This window comes from Streptomyces sp. NPDC050418 (assembly GCF_044458745.1).
In the GTDB taxonomy this organism is placed as follows: domain Bacteria; phylum Actinomycetota; class Actinomycetes; order Streptomycetales; family Streptomycetaceae; genus Streptomyces.
Window position 1 is genome coordinate 14548 of record NZ_JBITIG010000011.1, and the last position, 17116, is coordinate 31663.

A 17116-nucleotide genomic window follows, 5' to 3' on the forward strand; every position below is an offset into this window, starting at 1 on the left:
TCTGGCTCAGCAGAAACCAAAGCAGTCAGCCACAAGGAGACCGAACCGTGAAGAGCGCCGTGGAGACCCTGAACCCGACCCGGGTTCGGCTCACTGTCGAGGTGCCCTTCGAGGAGCTCAAGGACAGCCTCGACGCGGCGTACAAGAAGATCAACCAGCAGATCACGGTGAAGGGCTTCCGCAAGGGCAAGATCCCCGCCCGCGTGATCGACCAGCGCTTCGGTCGTGGCGCCGTGCTGGAGGAGGCCGTCAACGACGCGCTTCCGAAGTTCTACACGCAGGCCGTGAACGAGGCCGAGCTGAACGTCCTGGGCCAGCCCGAGGTGGACATCACCGAGCTGAAGGACAACGAGACCCTCAACTTCACCGCCGAGGTCGACGTCCGCCCCGAGATCGAGATCCCGGACTACTCCGGCATCGAGGTCGAGGTCGACGCCATCGAGGTCACCGACGAGGACGTCGACAAGTCCGTCGAGCAGCTCCGTGAGCGCTTCGCCTCCACCTCCCCGGTCGAGCGCGCCGCCGCCGAGGGCGACGTCGTGACCCTCGACCTCGAGGCCAAGGTCGACGGCGAGGTCCTCGAGGACGGCGTCGCCTCCGACGTCTCGTACACCATCGGCTCCGGTGAGCTCCTCGACGGCATCGACGAGGCCGTCACCGGTCTCGAGGCCGGCGGCGAGGCCACCTTCACCTCGCAGCTCAAGGGCGGCTCGGCCGAGGGCAAGGACGCCGAGGTCACCGTCAAGGTCTCGCAGGTCGCCGCGCGCGAACTGCCGGAGCTCGACGACGACTTCGCGCAGCTCGCCTCCGAGTTCGACACCCTCGAGGAGCTCAAGGCGGACAGCCGCAAGCGCCTCGCGAACATGAAGGAGTACGACCAGGCCACGCAGGCCCAGGAGCGCGTCCTGGAGAAGCTGCTCGAGCTGGTCGAGGTCCCCGTTCCCGAGAAGCTGCTCGAGGACGAGGTGGGCACCCGCAAGCACAACCTGGAGCACCACCAGCTCGGCCAGATGGGTCTGGACCTGGAGCAGTACCTGCAGATCCAGGGCAAGACGGTCGAGGAGTTCGACGCCGAGACCAAGGAGCAGGCGGTCAAGGGCATCAAGACGCAGTTCGTCCTCGACGAGCTCGTCAACAAGGAGAAGCTGAACGTCAGCCAGGAGGAGCTCACCGAGCACCTCATGCGCCGCGCCGCCTCCTCCGGCATGTCCCCCGACCAGTTCGCCCAGGCCGTCGTCGAGGGCGGCCAGGTGCCGATGCTGGTCGGCGAGGTCGCCCGCGGCAAGGCCCTCGCGGTCGTCGTCGAGGCCGCCACGGTCAAGGACACCAACGGTGAGATCGTCGACCTGAGCGACGAGGACGAGGTCGAGGAGGCCACCGAGGTCGCCGCCGAGGCCACCGGCTCCACCGAGTCCACCGAGGACGAGGCCAAGGCCGACGCCTGAGCCTGAAGGTTCCCGTACGGGCCCTCGGACGCTTGCCGCGTCCGGGGGCCCGTACGCATTCCCGGCCGGGGCGACCTGCGCTCACAGCGAACAGCTCCCCAACCGGGATTCCCCGCGACGGCCCGCGCGTTAGGGTCCATGAATACGAGGGCAGGGGAGTCCCCGAAGCCGCCATGATCGGCCGGCGACGAGGGGCCCCACGCCCCAACGAAGACGTGAGACGGCCCAACACCGTCGTAAGACGAGCAGGTGGATACGTGACGAATCTGATGCCCTCAGCCGCCGGCGACCCTTCCATCGGCGGTGGCCTCGGCGACCAGGTCTACAACCGACTGCTCGGCGAGCGGATCATCTTCCTCGGCCAGGCGGTCGACGACGACATCGCAAACAAGATCACCGCACAGCTGCTGCTCCTTGCCTCCGACCCGGACAAGGACATCTACCTCTACATCAACAGCCCCGGCGGCTCGATCACCGCGGGCATGGCGATCTACGACACGATGCAGTACATCAAGAACGACGTCGTGACGATCGCCATGGGCATGGCCGCCTCGATGGGCCAGTTCCTGCTGAGCGCCGGCACCCCCGGCAAGCGCTTCGCGCTGCCGAACGCCGAGATCCTGATCCACCAGCCTTCCGCGGGCCTCGCGGGCTCCGCGTCGGACATCAAGATCCACGCCGAGCGCCTCCTTCTCACGAAGAAGAAGATGGCCGAGCTCACCGCGTTCCACACCGGCCAGACCGTGGACCAGGTCACCCGCGACTCGGACCGCGACCGCTGGTTCGACCCGCAGGAGGCCAAGGACTACGGCCTGATCGACGAGGTCATCACCACGGCCGCCGGCATGCCGGGCGGCGGCGGCACCGGGGCCTGAGACCCCCAGGTCTCGTAAAGCCCCGCAGCCGACCCTCAGCCCCCTTCAGGAGAACCCAGTGAACGACTTCCCCGGCAGCGGTCTCTACACGCGCACTGAGGCCGAGTACACCGGCCCGCGCGCCGAGTCCCGCTATGTCATCCCGAACTTCGTCGAGCGCACCTCGCAGGGCATTCGGGAGCACAACCCGTACTCGAAGCTCTTCGAGGAGCGGGTGATCTTCCTCGGCGTGCAGATCGACGACACCTCCGCCAACGACGTCATGGCGCAGCTCCTGTGCCTGGAGTCGATGGACCCGGACCGTGACATCTCGATCTACATCAACAGCCCCGGCGGCTCCTTCACCGCGCTGACGGCGATCTACGACACGATGCAGTTCGTGAAGCCGGACATCCAGACGGTCTGCATGGGCCAGGCCGCCTCGGCCGCCGCGGTCCTGCTCGCCGCCGGTACGGCGGGCAAGCGCATGGCGCTGCCGAACGCCCGCGTCCTGATCCACCAGCCGTACTCGGAGACGGGCCGCGGCCAGGTCTCCGACCTGGAGATCGCCGCCAACGAAATCCTGCGGATGCGCTCGCAGCTCGAGGAGATGCTGGCCAAGCACTCCACGACGCCGATCGAGAAGATCCGCGAGGACATCGAGCGCGACAAGATCCTGACCGCCGAGGACGCGCTCGCGTACGGCCTCGTCGACCAGATCGTCTCCACCCGGAAGATGAACAACGCGTCGCTCGCCTGAGGTCGCAGACCTCGGTCCAGTGACCGACGACAGCGTTTCTTGCGCCCCCTCGGCGCCCGCATCGCGCAGCAGCACGCCGCCGCCGTGGCCGGTACGCCACGGCGTGCGGCGTGCTCGCCATCAGCGAACCGCGCCAAGGGGGGCCCGAACGGGGGGCCAGGCAAGGTACCGTCGGATATGAGGCACCAGGAGCCGCTCGCCAGAGCGACTCCCAGGCGAAGGGGAAGCACCTCGTGGCACGCATCGGTGACGGCGGCGATCTGCTCAAGTGTTCTTTCTGCGGAAAGAGTCAGAAGCAGGTCAAGAAGCTCATCGCAGGGCCCGGTGTGTACATCTGCGACGAGTGCATCGACCTCTGCAACGAGATCATCGAGGAAGAGCTCGCCGAGACGAGCGAGGTGCGCTGGGAAGAGCTTCCCAAGCCCCGCGAGATCTACGAGTTCCTCGAGGGATACGTGGTCGGCCAGGAGTCGGCCAAGAAGGCGCTCTCCGTCGCGGTCTACAACCACTACAAGCGCGTCCAGGCCGGTGAGGCCGGCGCCCAAGGGCGGGACGACGCCATCGAGTTGGCCAAGTCCAACATCCTGCTGCTCGGCCCGACCGGCTCCGGCAAGACCCTGCTCGCGCAGACCCTCGCCCGGATGCTGAACGTGCCGTTCGCGATCGCCGACGCCACCGCCCTCACCGAGGCCGGCTATGTCGGCGAGGACGTCGAGAACATCCTGCTCAAGCTGATCCAGGCCGCCGACTACGACGTCAAGAAGGCCGAGACCGGGATCATCTACATCGACGAGATCGACAAGGTCGCCCGCAAGAGCGAGAACCCGTCGATCACGCGTGACGTCTCCGGCGAAGGCGTGCAGCAGGCCCTCCTCAAGATCCTCGAGGGCACCACCGCCTCCGTACCGCCGCAGGGCGGGCGCAAGCACCCGCACCAGGAGTTCATCCAGATCGACACGACGAACGTGCTGTTCATCGTGGGCGGCGCGTTCGCCGGTCTGGAGAAGATCATCGAAGGCCGCGCGGGCGCCAAGGGCATCGGCTTCGGGGCGACCATCCGCTCCAAGCGCGAGCTCGAGGAGAAGGACCAGTTCGAGGACGTCATGCCCGAGGACCTGGTCAAGTTCGGCATGATCCCCGAGTTCATCGGCCGCCTCCCCGTGATCACGAGCGTGCACAACCTCGACCGTGAGGCGCTCCTCCAGATCCTCGTCGAGCCGCGCAATGCCCTGGTCAAGCAGTACCAGCGCCTCTTCGAACTCGACGGCGTGGAGCTGGACTTCGAGCGCGAGGCCCTCGAAGCCATCGCCGACCAGGCCATCCTCCGCCAGACCGGCGCGCGCGGACTGCGCGCCATCATGGAGGAGGTCCTGCAGTCGGTGATGTACGAGGTCCCGTCCCGCAAGGATGTGGCCCGCGTCGTCATCACGGCGGACGTCGTCCACTCCAACGTCAACCCGACGCTGGTCCCCCGCATCGTGGGCAAGAACGACGGGCCGCGCGAGAAGAGCGCCTGAGTATCTGCCGTACAACCTGAGTATCTGCCGTACAAGAAGGGCGCCCGGCCAGTGAGTTGGCCGGGCGCCCTTCTGTGTGCGGTCGGTCAGCCCTTGACGCGGACGTCCTTGCGGAGGTCGGCGGTGAGGTTGGCCGAGTAGTCGAGCGGCGTGCCCTTGCCGTCCTTGGCCGGGATGCCCACACCGATCGTGGAGTGGTCGCTCCAGACGCAGATGTACTGCGTGTCGATGTTGCCGGTCGCCGGGTTCTTGGCCTGCGCCTGCTGGCACTTCATCAGGGCGCCTTCGAGGCTGTCCGGCGCTACCGACTCCGGCGAGCCGAGCATCTTCAGGCCCGTCGACTTGTCGTTCTTGAGCCCGGTGAAGACATCGTCGAGCGACTGCTTCGGGTCCTCGACCTTGCCGTACAGACCGACGAACGTGATCGCCTTCGAGCCGATCACCTTGGACGGGTCCTGCAGCTCCTCCGCCGAGCGGTTGGCGTAGACGACCGTGAGCGACATCGGGTCGGACATCTTGGAGCTGTCGGCGATGATCTTCGGCATGCCGACGGTGGGTGCGACCGGCTCCGGGTCGGGCGCGGACGGGATGATCTTCATCTGCTTGTACTCGCCGCCGATCACCGTCTGCGGCGCCTCGAGCACATGCGGACCGTCGTCCTTGAGGGTGCCCTCGCCGTCGACCGAGCCGCCGCCCGCGCCGCCCGCGCTGCTCGAACCACCGGAGCTGCCGCCCTTGTCGTCGTCACCGCCGGCGAAGACGAAGTAGCCGCCGACACCGATCGCGGCCACGAGCACCGCGGCGCCGATGATCAGCGCCGTCTTCTTGCCGCCACCGCCCTGCGGGGCCGGCGGCTGCGGGGCGCCGTACGGCTGCTGGCCGTACTGGTCCTGCCCGTACGGCTGCTGGCCGTACGCGGGCTGGCCCGGCGTGGTCTGCGGGTAGCCGGCCTGCGGCTGGCCGGGGGTCGTCTGCGGGTAGCCGTAGCCGGGCTGCGGCTGCTGGGGCTGCTGGCCGTACGGACCCGGCTGCTGGGGCTGCTGGCCGTAGGGACCCTGCGGCTGCTGGCCGTCGTAGGGGCCGGGCTGGTTGTAGCTCATTGCGTGAATTCCTTAGGTGTCGATGACGACTGAGGCGGGGCGAGGAGGGGGCGTCAGAGCTTGACGCGGATTTCCTTGCGGAGCTTGCCGACGATCTCCGCGGCTTCCTCCGGCGTGGTCCCCGCGCCGGTGAGCGCCTTCCCCACGCTGATGTGGGACACCACGGCGAGGGTGCTGTAGTCGCCCCAGATGCAGATGGGCAGGGTGAACTCCTTGGGACCCTTGGTCGGAGTGCCGTCGCCGGAGGAGTTGGTGAACTTGGCCTCCTGGCACTTCAGGACGGCGCCCTCCAGGTCGTACGACTTGGGCTCGCCGACCAGTTCGGCCTCGGAGTCGGAGTCCTTGGCCGCCTCCTTCTTCATCTCGGCGAACGCGGCGTCGACGACCTTCTCCGGGTCCTCGATCTCGCCGTACACCCCGCCGAACGCCAGGTTCTCCATCCCCAACGGGTTGGTCTCCTTGTCGCCGGCCTCGTACTCGGCGTCGACGTCCTTGGCGTTCTTCACGCCCCACTTCTCGGCGTCGTCGAGGTCGTCCGAGTCGAACATGCCCGCGCCCGAGTCGGACTTCTTGAACTTGCCGTCGAGCACGGTCTCCGGGGCGGTCAGCTGGTGCGGGCCGTCGTCCGCGATCTCCGAACCGCCGCCGGAACCCATGAAGTACCAGAGCCCGCCGGCGATCGCCGCGAGCGCGACGACGGCGCCGATGATGATGCCGGTCTTCTTGTTGCCGCCGCCCACGGGCGGAGGAGGCGGGACCTGGCCGTACGGCTGCTGGCCGTACGGGGCCTGGGGCTGCTGACCGTAGGGCCCGGGCTGCTGGGGCTGGCCGTAGCCGCCGTCCTGCTGGCCGTACGGGGACTGCTGGGGGACGCCGTATCCGGGCTGTTGCTGCGGCTGCTGAGGCTGCTGCGGGTACCCGTAGCCGGGCGCCGGCTGCTGCGGGTAGCCGCCCTGCTGGCCGTACGGTCCGGGCTGCTGCGGCTGACCGCCCTGCGGCCCCGGCTGACCGCCGTACGGGCCCGGCTGCTGGTAGCTCATGCGGTGGGTTCCCCCTCGTGATGCTTATGCGTTCCGAACATCCTGGCGGAAGCGGTCGCCGAGCGGGGCGGCGGGGGTCACACCGTTACCGAGAATTCCGGTTTCGGGACGGGGCTGTGACACCTCTAAACTGTCCGTCGTGACCGAGAACACTCAGCAGCAGCACGCCAGCATGCCCGAGCCCGAACTGCCGAAGACGTACGCGCCGGCCGAGGTGGAGGGGAAGCTGTACGAGCGCTGGGTAGAGCGCGGTTACTTCACCGCCGACGCCAAGAGCGAGAAGCCGCCGTACACGATCGTCATCCCGCCGCCGAACGTCACGGGGTCGCTGCATCTGGGGCACGCGTTCGAGCACACGCTGATCGACGCCCTCACGCGCCGCAAGCGCATGCAGGGCTACGAGACGCTGTGGCAGCCCGGCATGGACCACGCGGGCATCGCCACGCAGAACGTCGTCGAGCGCGAGCTGGCCAAGGAGGGCAAGTCCCGGCACGACCTGGGCCGTGAGGCCTTCGTCGAGCGGGTCTGGCAGTGGAAGGAAGAGTCCGGCGGCCAGATCGCCGGGCAGATGCGCCGCCTCGGTACCGGTGTCGCCTGGGACCGCGACCGCTTCACCATGGACGAGGGGCTCTCGCGCGCCGTCCAGACGGTCTTCAAGAAGATGTACGACGACGGTCTGATCTACCGCGCCGAGCGCATCATCAACTGGTGCCCGCGCTGTCTGACGGCCATTTCGGACATCGAGGTCGACTACCAGGACGACGACGGCGAGCTCGTCTCCATGAAGTACGGCGACGGGGACGAGACCATCGTCGTCGCCACCACGCGTGCCGAGACGATGCTCGGTGACACCGCCGTCGCCGTCCACCCGGACGACGAGCGGTACGCGCACCTCATCGGCAAGAAGATCAAGCTGCCGCTCACCGACCGCTCCATCCCGGTCGTCGCGGACACGCACGTCGACCCGGAGTTCGGCACCGGTGCCGTCAAGGTGACCCCGGCGCACGACCCCAACGACTTCGCCATCGGCCAGCGGCACGGCCTGGAGTCGATCGAGGTCCTCGACGAGCGCGGCATCATCACCGCGCACGGTCCCTTCGAGGGGCTCGACCGCTTCGAGGCGCGCTCGGCGATCGTCGCCGCGCTGCGCGCCGACGGCCGGATCGTCGCCGAGAAGCGTCCGTACGTCCACTCGGTCGGACACTGCTCGCGGTGCAAGACCACGCTGGAGCCGCGCCTTTCGCTGCAGTGGTGGGTCAAGGTCGAGCCGCTCGCGAAGGCCGCCGGTGACGCGGTCCGCGACGGGCGTACCAACATCCACCCGGCCGACCTGACGCAGCGCTACTTCGACTGGGTCGACAACCTCAACGACTGGTGCATCTCGCGGCAGTTGTGGTGGGGTCACCGCATCCCGGTCTGGCACGGTCCGAACGGTGAGACGGTCTGCGTCGGTCCGGACGAGCAGCCGCCGACGGGTGAGGGCTGGGAGCAGGACACGGACGTCCTCGACACCTGGTTCTCGTCCGGCCTGTGGCCGTTCTCGACGATGGGCTGGCCGGAGCGGACCGAGGACCTGGCGAAGTTCTATCCGAACTCGGTCCTGGTCACCGGCTACGACCTGATGTTCTTCTGGGTCGCGCGGATGATGATGTTCGGCCTGTACGCCATGGACGGCGAGGTCCCGTTCCGCACCATCGCCTTCCACGGCATGGTCCGGGACGAGAACGGCAAGAAGATGTCGAAGTCGTTCGGGAACGTCGTCAATCCGCTGGACTGGATGGACAAGTACGGCTCCGACGCGCTGCGCTTCACGCTCGCGCGCGGCGCCAACCCGGGAGTCGACGTCCCGATCGGCGAGGACTGGGTCCAGGCCTCCCGCAACTTCGCGAACAAGATCTGGAACGCGACCCGCTTCGCGCTCATGAACGGTGCCACGGTCGAGGGTGAACTGCCGCCCGCCGAGCGCCTGTCGGCGACGAACCGGTGGATCCTCTCGCGTCTCAACGAGGTCGTGGCCGAGGTCGACCGGCTCTACGACGACTACCAGTTCGCCAAGCTCAGCGAGGCGCTCTACCACTTCGCGTGGGACGAGGTCTTCGACTGGTACGTCGAGCTGACGAAGACCACGTTCATGGCCGGCGGCCAGGAGGCCGAGGACACCAAGCGCGTCCTCGGTGAGGTCCTCGACGTCACGCTGAAGCTGCTGCACCCGGTCGTCCCGTTCGTCACGGAGACGCTGTGGACGACGCTGACCGGTGGCGAGACGTTGGTCGTCGCCGACTGGCCCGCCGACTCCGGCTTCCGTGACGCCGCGGCCGAGAAGGAGATCGAGACCGTCCAGTCGCTGATCACCGAGGTCCGCCGCTTCCGTACGGACCAGGGTCTGCAGCCCGGCCAGAAGGTCCCGGCCCGCCTGGACCTGACCGGCACCGGCCTCGACGCGCACGAGCCGGCGATCCGTCAGCTCCTGCGTCTGCAGCCGGAGGGCGAGGGCTTCGCGGCCACCGCCACCCTGCCCGTCGCGGGTGCCACGGTCGCGCTCGACCTCTCCGGCACCATCGACGTCGCGGCGGAGCGCAAGCGCCTCGCCAAGGACCTCGCGGCGGCCGAGAAGGAGGTCGCGGCGGCGAACGGCAAGCTCGGCAACGAGGCGTTCCTGGCCAAGGCCCCCGACCACGTGGTCGACAAGATCCGCGGCCGTCTGACCAAGGCCGAGGCGGACATCGAGCGCATCAAGGGCCAGCTGGAGCGGCTGCCCGAGGCGTAATGCGTACGGCATGACGCTTCTCGTATACGGGTGAAGGCCCCGGAATCCGCAAGGGTTCCGGGGCCTTCGTCGTGCGCGGCCGCGGCCGCTGCGGGCCGGGGCGGTCAGCGTGAGCGGCGGCGCGGCACTATGCGGGCGATGGCCGTGCCGACGGCGATCAGCGCGAACGCGCCGAGCAGCAGCCAGAGCACGGAGAACCCGGTCACGGCGAGTGCGCCGCCCGAGGCCGCGGCTCCGGTGCCGGCCGCGGACGAGACGTTGTTGTACATGCTGTGCTCCTTGGGAGGGGTGGGGTCACCAGGGGGAGGGGCGGCTCACCAGGCGCGGCGGCGGCGCAGCAGTGCGTCCGCGTACGCCTTGCCGTGGCAGGCCTGGAGGAAGAAGTCGAGGACGAGTTCGTACATCGAGGCGGAGACGAGCATCTGGCGCCAGCCCCGCAGGCGGACCGTCACGACGCGTTCGAGGACGAAGATCCCGGTCACCGCGAGCCAGAACGGGTGCAGATGCATGCCGTCGGTGGAGAGCGCCCAGGCGATCGTGCCGAGGTAGACGAAGGTCACCAGGACGCCCAGGAACGTCAGGAGCTGGCGGCCCCAGTAGCGCCAGGTGACCTTGGTGAAGCCGTACTGGAAGCAGTTCTCGACGGCGCCGCGCTTCCAGCGCAGCCGCTGGCGCCACAGGTCGCGCCAGGTCGGCATGACCTCGGTGACAAGGGTGCAGGCGGCCGGGGATATCACCTCGTACCCCAAGTGCTTGATGGCGAAGGTGAGTTCGTTGTCCTCGGTGAGCACCGTCGTGTCGTAGACGCCGCCGCGCGCGTCGCCCGAGGGCAGGGTGCCGGCGATCCGGGCCGCTCCGATGCGGCGCAGTACGCGCACGGGGAAGACGGCGGCGGTGCCGGTGAGGACCAGGCACTTGCCGTTGAGGCGGGCGACGTCGCGGGCGTAGCGGGCGTACTCGTTGCGCTGGAGATGCCCGACGAAGCCGCCGCCCTCGTCGCCGCGGAAGACGCCGCCGACGCCGCCGTATCCCTCGGCGACGTGCGCGAGGGCCACGGCGAGGAACTCCGGGTCGAGCGAGCAGTCGGCGTCGGTGACAAGGACCGCGTCGTCCTCGGCCAGGGTCGGCAGCAGGGTGGCGAGGGCCTGGTTGAGGGCGCCGGCCTTCTTGTGCCGGTTGCCTTCCGTGACGAACACCTCGGCGCCGTTCGCACGGGCCGTGCCGGCCGTGGCGTCGGTGCAGTTGTCGGCCACCACGACGATCCGGTCCGGGGGCAGCGTCTGCCGGTGGAGTCCTGCCAGGGCCGTGCCGATCTGGTCCTGTTCGTTGTGTGCGGGGATCACCGCGACCAGTGCCATCGTGTCCGCCCTCCCGGTCGTCGAGACCGTGCGAGGGAGTTCGGACGGCGCCGTCGACTCTGGAACCGCCTCGTGGCGTGCGTGTGGTGGCCCGGTGGCAGGAACGTGGCAGCGGCGACGGCTGGGGAAGTCAGGACCTTGGACCTGTGGGCCGCGGGCCCTCGTGCCCGGGCCGAATGGACGAGTCGGGGAGTCAGGCCGGGGACGGTGGCCGGTAGCGGTAGCCGACCCCGCGGACCGTCTCGATGGGCGCGGGCCCGCCGGTGGTCTCCTCGAAGCGCCGGCGCAGCCGCCGTACGACATAGCGGACCTTCGCCGGGTCGTCGTCCTCGGCCAGGTTCTTCCAGGCCAGCCCCATCAGCTGCTCCGGTGTGAGGACCTGGCGCGGATTGCGTACGAGAGCCAGCAGGACGTTGAACTCCAGCGGGGTCAGCGGCAGATGGAGCCCGGCGGCCGTTGCCTCGTGGTGGGCGACGTCGAGGGTCAGGTAGGGGTCGACGAGGAGACCCGGCGGCGGGGTGACGGGGAAGGCTCGGCGGAGGCGGGCCAGGACGAGAGCCCGGGTGAAGGCGTCGCTGAGGCCGGGCCACATGTAGTCGTCGGCGCCGGCCTCCAGCGCACGCAGGGCCACCTTCTCGCGGTACGTACGGTCCAGCGCGATCACCCGCAGCTCGTCGGTGAGCTGGCGGACGCGTTCGAGGGTGTCCCAGGGGCCGGGGTCGCGCAGCCGTGTGCTCAGCAGGAGCAGATCGGGCCGCAGACGGTGGAGTTCGCGCAGGGCGTGGCGGCCGGTGTGCACGTAGTGGTGGCTCACGCGCGGGTCGTCGGTGAGCGCATAGATGTGCTCACCGGTGTCAGGAGGAACGGCGACCAGGAGCAGGGGCAGGGCCCGCCGCGAGGGTGCCCCGCTCACGCGGTGCGCAGCCCGAGCCGTTCGAGTTCGGCCTCCGCGAGGAGGTCCAGCGTGTGCGGGTCGCCGCTGCGCCAGCCCTCGGCGAGGCTGCCCGGGGTGGTGTCGGGGTGTCCTGCCGTGCGGGCCAGGTAGGAGACGTCGTCGAGCGGGCGGAGCAGGGCGCGCAGGGCGAGGAGTTCGCGGCCGTCGTCGGACGCGGCCAGCTCCTGGGCCGCGACCGCCTGGCGCGACCAGCGCAGTCGGCGCGGCAGCCACAGTGCGAGGACCAGTCCGACGGGCAGCAGGAAAAGGGCGAGCGAACCGGTCGCCGCGAGGACGTCCACGGCGGTCCCGCCGTCGTCGCCGGTGCTCGCGAGCCGGTCGCCCGCGCCCGCGACGTCACGGAACGCCCGGTCGATGCGGCCGCCGACGAGCGGCACCTTGGAGGCGGTGCTGCCCGCGGTGGTCAGCCCGTCGCTGAAGCGCCGGCCCGCGGGACCGCCGTCGGCGGGTCCGGACAGCAGTTGGACGAGGCGGAAGGTGAGGAGCGCGACGGCGGCCCACAGCAGGGTCCACAGGAGGACCGCGCCGTCGCCGATCATCTGCCGCGTCCGACGGCCGGGGTTCTGGGCGTACCACATGATCCGATTGGACCTCCCCGGCCGGTGCGATCGTACGAACCGCGCCGGGGCTAGAGGAGCCGGTCGCCGAAACGGGTCAGCAGGAGCACCGCGACGGTGCCGTACAGGACGACGGGTCCCGCCCACGCGTGCGCCGTGACTGCGCGGACGAGTCCCGCCGGTGCGGGCAGGACGCCGGTGCGCAGACAGTGCGCCGTCACGTACCAGAAGAGCGGCAGGACCACCGCCCAGACGAGCAGGCACCAGGGGCAGAGCGCGCCGATCACGTACAGGGACTGCGTGAGCAGCCAGATGACGAGGACGAACGCGGCCGTGGCACCGGCCTGGACGGCGAGCCACAGGCGGCGGGGGAGCGCGGCGCCGGACAGGAGCGCGAGGCCGAGGCCGAGCAGGACGGCGAAGGCGGGGAGGCCCAGCAGCATGTTCGGGACGCCGAGGAGGTTGCCCTGCCAGGTGTCCATGACGTCGGTGCAGCTGACGACCGGGCTCACGGAACAGGCCGGTACGAAGGCCGGGTTCGCGAGCGTCTCGATGCGGTCGTACGTGAGGACCGCCGAGGCCAGGGTGCCGAGCGCGCCGGCGAGGACGATCAGGCGGCTCAGGGCGGGGCTCGCCGGGATGAGGCTCGCCGGGGCGGGGTTCTCCGGGGCCGGGGACGGGGCCGGGGACGTGGGGCTGCTCGGTCCTGAGGTCATGGGTCCAGCGTCCTCGGGGCGGGGTGGCCGGTTGTAGGTCCGGTGGTCCCGAGAGGGCCCGGGCGGGCGCCGTACTTTCGGCCGGGCAGGCCGGGCGGCGGCTTCGGGCGAGCCCGTCCCGAGGTGGCGTAAATCACTCAATTCGGGCACTAGGTCCGTCAAATCGGGTCTAAAGACCCCGGATGATGGAGAGATGCACGACCGGGCAGCGCACGCGTACCGCCAGGTGGCGGCCGCGGGCCGCCGCCGCGTGGAGCGCTGGGCGGGTATCCCGCGGGTGCTCGACGCACTGGCCGTGCTGGGCTGTTTCGCGCTGATGTCCCTGGACATCCCGGGCCTGGCCGCCGCCGACAACTCGCTCAACGGCTGGGCCGCCACCGCCGTGCTCGCGGCCGGTTCGGCCACGCTGCTGCTGCGGCGCCGGTTCCCGTGGCTGACGTACGCGGTCGCGCTGCTCCTGATCGGCTGGCTGCATGAGCTGACCCTCGTGCAGTTCGCGCTCTACTCGCTCGGCCGCTACCGGGGCCGGCGGGCCGGTGTGCTCGGCATCCTCGGATACGTGGCCGTGTCCTATGTCCTGTTCCAGCTGCCGGGCTGGCCCGTGCACCGCGCGGACACCCTCTCCGAATTCCTCAGCCTCGTCGTGCCGATCGGGGTGCTCGCGGCCGGGGTCGGGATCGCGGCCAACCGCCAGGACCTGGTCCGCGCGCTGCAGGAGCAGCGGGCCGAGACCGCCGTGCTGCACGCGGTCCAAGGGGAGCGCGCCGAGGTCGCGGGCGACGTCCACGACTTCGTGGGGCGCGAGCTGACGCTCCTGTGCGTGCGCTCGGACGTGCTCGCGCGCCGGGCCCGAGCGGCCGGCGACGAGGCGTACGCCGGGCAGTTCGAGGAGCTCGGTGACACCGGGCGCCGCGCCCACACCCTGCTCAACGAGATCATCGTGCGCCGCGCGGACGACTCCACGCCGTCGCCGGGCCTCGACGTGCTGCCCGGGCTGGTCGAGCAGAGCGAGCGGGCCGGTACGCCCGTGCTCCTCGACGTTGACGAGCGCGCCGGCCGGCTGTCGCCGCTGCGGCAGGCCGCGGTGTACCGGGTCGCGCAGGAGTGCCTGACGAACGCGGCGAAGCACGCGCCGGGCGAGAAGGTGCGGGTCCGCATAGCGGTGGACGACACCTGCGTCCGCGTCCACGTCACGAACCCCCTGCCGTCGGCGCCCCCGGCCCGCACCCCGGTGAGCACCGGGACGGGGACGGCCGGGATGGCGGAGCGGGTGCGCAGCGTCGGCGGGACGTTCGCTGCGGGGCGGCGGGACGGGACGTACGAGGTGGTGGCGGAGCTGCCGGCCGGGCAGGTCAGACACCGGAAGGACTGAGCCGCTCCAAGGCGTCGAAGTCGTCGACGCACTTGCCGCAGCCCAGCGCCACCGAGTCCAGCGGATCGTCCGCGATCCGCACCGGGATGCCCGTCGCCTCGGACATCCGGGCCGCGAGGCCCGGCAGCAGCGCGCCGCCGCCCGTCAGGACGATTCCGTGCTCCATCACGTCGCCGGAGAGCTCCGGCGGGCACTCCTCCAGCGTGGCCCGTACCGCCGAGATGACGGCCTCGACCGGCTCGTCGAGGGCCGTACGGATCTCCGCGACCGTCAGCTCCACCGTCTTCGGCAGACCGCCGACCTTCTCGCGGCCCCGCACCGTGAACGTCCGCGCCTCGAAGCCGTCGCCGACCGGCCCGGCCGAACCGATCGCCACCTTGATGTCCTCGGCGGTCCGCTCCCCGATGAGCAGCGAGTGCGCCCTGCGCACATGGTCGGTGACCGCCGCGTCGAAGCGGTCGCCGCCGACCCGCAGCGATTGCGACGTGACGATCCCGCCGAGCGAGATCACCGCGACCTCCGCGGTGCCGCCGCCGATGTCCACGACCATCGACCCGCGCGCCTCCGCCACCGGGAGCCCGGCCCCGATCGCCGCCGCCATCGGCTCCTCGATCAGCTGCACCTGCCGCGCCCCGGCCCGCTGCGCCGCCTGCACGATGGCCCGCCGCTCGACCGGCGTCACCCCGCTCGGCACGCATACGACCATGCGGGTACGGGGCCGGCGGCCCGGGACCGCGCGGCGTACGAACGCCCGGATCATCTCCTCGGCGGCCTCGAAGTCGCTGATCACCCCGTCCTTCAGCGGACGGATCGCCGTGATCGAACCGGGCGTCCGGCCGATCGTCTCCTTCGCCTCGGAGCCGACCGCGAGCGCGCCCCGCGTGCCCTCCTTGATGGCGACGACGGACGGTTCGTTGAGCACGATGCCCTGGCCGCGGGCGTAGAGCAGGGTGTTGGCGGTGCCGAGATCGATGCCTATGTCCATGATCGCCAAGTCTGCCCGGCTCCCCTGTGGACCGGACCGGCGAAGGTCCCGACCCGGCCGGGCCGAAGGTCCCGGTGGTGACCCGAGGCGGTCCGGCCGGCGGTCCTGCCGGTGGCGCGCGGCGAGCTGTCGGTGGTCCTCCGTAGACTGGCGTACGTGAGTGAGCTCCCCCCGCACGACAGCGACCCTTTCGACGGCCTCTCCGAGGGTCTCCCCGACGAATTCGACGAGATCGTCGCGTCCGAGACGGACCGTGACCCCGACCTGGCAGTGATCGAGGCGGGCAGCCGCACGCTGCGCACCCAGGCCGGACCGCCCGCGTCCGACGTCCCGGCCCGCCCCGAGGACCCCGAGGTCGACCGCGCCCTGCGCGCGGTCGAGACGGAGCTCGCGTCCCGCTGGGGCGAGACGAAGCTGGAGCCGTCGGTCAGCCGCATCAAGGCGCTGATGGACGTGCTCGGCGACCCGCAGCGCTCGTATCCCTCGATCCACCTGACGGGCACCAACGGCAAGACGTCGACGGCCCGCATGATCGAGGCCCTCCTCGCGGGCTTCGAGCTGCGCACGGGCCGGTACACGTCACCGCACGTCCAGTCCGTCACCGAGCGCATCTCGCTCGACCAGGCCCCGATCTCGGCCGAGCGCTTCATCGAGACGTACGACGACATCAAGCCGTACGTGGAGATGGTCGACTCGCAGCAGGAGTACCGGCTCTCGTTCTTCGAGGTCCTGACCGGCATGGCGTACGCGGCCTTCGCGGACGCCCCGGTCGACGTGGCCGTCGTCGAGGTCGGCATGGGCGGCAGCTGGGATGCCACGAACGTGATCGACGGCGATGTCGCCGTCGTGACGCCCATCGACCTCGACCACACCGACCGGCTCGGCGAGACGCCCGGCGAGATCGCCGGCGAGAAGGCCGGGATCATCAAGCAGGGCGCCACGGTCATCCTCGCCCAGCAGCCCGTCGACGCCGCCCAGGTGCTCCTGAAGAAGTCCGTCGAGGTCGATGCCACCGTCGCCCGCGAGGGCCTGGAGTTCGGTGTCGCCGCGCGCAGCCTCGCGGTCGGCGGCCAGATGCTGACGCTGCGCGGGCTCGGCGGCGAGTACGAGGAGATCTTCCTGCCGCTGCACGGCGCCCACCAGGCGCACAACGCGGCGGTGGCGCTCGCGGCCGTCGAGGCCTTCTTCGGTGTGGGCGCCGCCCGCAGTCAGCCGCTCGACATCGACGCCGTGCGCAAGGCGTTCTCGCAGGTGTCCTCGCCCGGCCGCCTTGAGATCGTGCGCACCTCGCCGACCGTGATCCTCGACGCCGCGCACAACCCGGCCGGTGCCCGTGTCACCGCCGAGGCGATCGGCGAGGTCTTCGACTTCAGCCGGCTCATCGGTGTGGTGGGCGCGAGCGGTGACAAGGACGTCCGCGGATTCCTGGAGGCCTTCGAGCCGGTCTTCGCGGAGATCGTCATCACGCAGAACTCCTCGCACCGCGCGCTGGACGCCGACGCGCTCGCGGCCGTCGCCGTCGAGGTCTTCGGCGAGGACCGCGTCCAGGTCGAGCCCCGGCTCGACGACGCGCTCGAGGCGGCGATCACGCTCGCCGAGGAGGAGGGCGAGTACTCCGGCGGCGGCGTGCTCGTGACAGGTTCCGTCATCACGGTCGGCGAGGCCCGACTGCTCCTGGGGAGGGGCTGAC

15 protein-coding genes are annotated in these 17116 nt (G+C 70.3%); 7 read left to right on the top strand and 8 right to left on the bottom strand.

Annotation, left to right across the window (positions count from 1 at the left end; translation table 11 throughout):
• Nucleotides 1-47 precede the first annotated feature (47 nt).
• The 4 genes from tig (at nt 48) to clpX (ending at nt 4576) form a co-directional block, all read left to right on the top strand.
• Nucleotides 48-1445, top strand: coding sequence for a trigger factor (gene tig, locus ACIBI4_RS25740; protein WP_399206406.1), 1398 nt, complete (start codon nt 48-50; stop codon nt 1443-1445).
• A gap of 257 nt (nt 1446-1702) precedes the next feature.
• Entirely contained in the window at nt 1703-2320 is a 618-nt protein-coding gene (locus ACIBI4_RS25745; protein ID WP_399206407.1) for an ATP-dependent Clp protease proteolytic subunit, read from the top strand.
• 58 nt (nt 2321-2378) lie between these two features.
• The gene (locus ACIBI4_RS25750) at nt 2379-3059 is read left to right on the top strand and encodes an ATP-dependent Clp protease proteolytic subunit (RefSeq protein ID WP_399206408.1); all 681 of its coding nucleotides are present in this window, start codon (nt 2379-2381) and stop codon (nt 3057-3059) included.
• Between the two features lie 233 nt (nt 3060-3292).
• A complete protein-coding gene (gene clpX / locus ACIBI4_RS25755; protein ID WP_399206409.1) occupies nt 3293-4576 on the top strand; it encodes an ATP-dependent Clp protease ATP-binding subunit ClpX in 1284 nt (427 codons plus the stop codon).
• 86 nt (nt 4577-4662) lie between these two features.
• Here clpX and ACIBI4_RS25760 read toward each other — a convergent pair whose 3' ends face one another.
• Entirely contained in the window at nt 4663-5676 is a 1014-nt protein-coding gene (locus ACIBI4_RS25760) for a hypothetical protein (protein ID WP_399206410.1), read from the bottom strand.
• A 53-nt stretch (nt 5677-5729) separates the two neighbouring features.
• Nucleotides 5730-6716, bottom strand: a complete 987-nt coding sequence (locus tag ACIBI4_RS25765) for a hypothetical protein (RefSeq protein WP_399206412.1) — start codon at nt 6714-6716, stop codon at nt 5730-5732.
• A 139-nt stretch (nt 6717-6855) separates the two neighbouring features.
• Here ACIBI4_RS25765 and ACIBI4_RS25770 point away from each other — a divergent pair, with 139 nt between their 5' ends.
• Entirely contained in the window at nt 6856-9483 is a 2628-nt protein-coding gene (locus ACIBI4_RS25770) for a valine--tRNA ligase (protein WP_399206413.1), read from the top strand.
• 104 nt (nt 9484-9587) lie between these two features.
• On the opposite strand, the gene ACIBI4_RS25775 is transcribed toward ACIBI4_RS25770, so the two are convergent.
• The 5 genes from ACIBI4_RS25775 to ACIBI4_RS25795 all read right to left on the bottom strand — a co-directional run bounded on the left by ACIBI4_RS25775 (nt 9588) and on the right by ACIBI4_RS25795 (nt 13069).
• Nucleotides 9588-9752 carry a hypothetical protein gene (locus tag ACIBI4_RS25775; protein WP_399206414.1) on the bottom strand — a complete coding sequence of 55 codons (165 nt, stop codon included), beginning with the start codon at nt 9750-9752 and terminating at the stop codon, nt 9588-9590.
• A 45-nt stretch (nt 9753-9797) separates the two neighbouring features.
• Nucleotides 9798-10841 (bottom strand): glycosyltransferase, encoded by a 1044-nt coding sequence (locus ACIBI4_RS25780; RefSeq protein WP_399206415.1) that lies wholly within the window; start codon nt 10839-10841, stop codon nt 9798-9800.
• A 193-nt stretch (nt 10842-11034) separates the two neighbouring features.
• Nucleotides 11035-11754, bottom strand: a complete 720-nt coding sequence (locus tag ACIBI4_RS25785) for a response regulator transcription factor (protein ID WP_399206416.1) — start codon at nt 11752-11754, stop codon at nt 11035-11037.
• Entirely contained in the window at nt 11751-12374 is a 624-nt protein-coding gene (locus tag ACIBI4_RS25790) for a hypothetical protein (protein WP_399206417.1), read from the bottom strand. Before ACIBI4_RS25790 ends, ACIBI4_RS25785 begins: the two co-directional genes overlap by 4 nt.
• Before the next feature lie 50 nt (nt 12375-12424).
• Complete coding sequence (locus ACIBI4_RS25795; protein WP_399206418.1) at nt 12425-13069, bottom strand: vitamin K epoxide reductase family protein; 645 nt, start codon at nt 13067-13069, stop codon at nt 12425-12427.
• A gap of 193 nt (nt 13070-13262) precedes the next feature.
• Here ACIBI4_RS25795 and ACIBI4_RS25800 point away from each other — a divergent pair, with 193 nt between their 5' ends.
• Nucleotides 13263-14441 carry a sensor histidine kinase gene (locus tag ACIBI4_RS25800; RefSeq protein WP_399206419.1) on the top strand — a complete coding sequence of 393 codons (1179 nt, stop codon included), beginning with the start codon at nt 13263-13265 and terminating at the stop codon, nt 14439-14441.
• Here ACIBI4_RS25800 and ACIBI4_RS25805 read toward each other — a convergent pair.
• Nucleotides 14422-15426: a rod shape-determining protein gene (locus ACIBI4_RS25805; protein ID WP_399206420.1), complete on the bottom strand. Its 1005-nt coding sequence runs from the start codon at nt 15424-15426 to the stop codon at nt 14422-14424. The genes ACIBI4_RS25800 and ACIBI4_RS25805 overlap by 20 nt on opposite strands.
• 156 nt (nt 15427-15582) lie before the next feature.
• Between ACIBI4_RS25805 and ACIBI4_RS25810 the strand changes: the two genes are divergently transcribed.
• Entirely contained in the window at nt 15583-17115 is a 1533-nt protein-coding gene (locus ACIBI4_RS25810) for a bifunctional folylpolyglutamate synthase/dihydrofolate synthase (protein ID WP_399206421.1), read from the top strand.
• The last annotated feature ends 1 nt before the right edge of the window (nt 17116 follow it).

Excerpts from the sequence above, each read along its gene's own strand:
- ACIBI4_RS25760 (WP_399206410.1), bottom strand. The coding sequence starts at position 5,676 with ATGAGCTACAACCAGCCCGGCCCCTACGACGGCCAGCAGCCGCAGGGT.
- ACIBI4_RS25765 (WP_399206412.1), bottom strand. The coding sequence starts at position 6,716 with ATGAGCTACCAGCAGCCGGGCCCGTACGGCGGTCAGCCGGGGCCGCAG.
- ACIBI4_RS25775 (WP_399206414.1), bottom strand. The coding sequence starts at position 9,752 with ATGTACAACAACGTCTCGTCCGCGGCCGGCACCGGAGCCGCGGCCTCG.
- ACIBI4_RS25780 (WP_399206415.1), bottom strand. The coding sequence starts at position 10,841 with ATGGCACTGGTCGCGGTGATCCCCGCACACAACGAACAGGACCAGATC.
- ACIBI4_RS25790 (WP_399206417.1), bottom strand. The coding sequence starts at position 12,374 with ATGTGGTACGCCCAGAACCCCGGCCGTCGGACGCGGCAGATGATCGGC.
- ACIBI4_RS25795 (WP_399206418.1), bottom strand. The coding sequence starts at position 13,069 with ATGACCTCAGGACCGAGCAGCCCCACGTCCCCGGCCCCGTCCCCGGCC.
- ACIBI4_RS25800 (WP_399206419.1), top strand. The coding sequence starts at position 13,263 with ATGCACGACCGGGCAGCGCACGCGTACCGCCAGGTGGCGGCCGCGGGC.
- ACIBI4_RS25805 (WP_399206420.1), bottom strand. The coding sequence starts at position 15,426 with ATGGACATAGGCATCGATCTCGGCACCGCCAACACCCTGCTCTACGCC.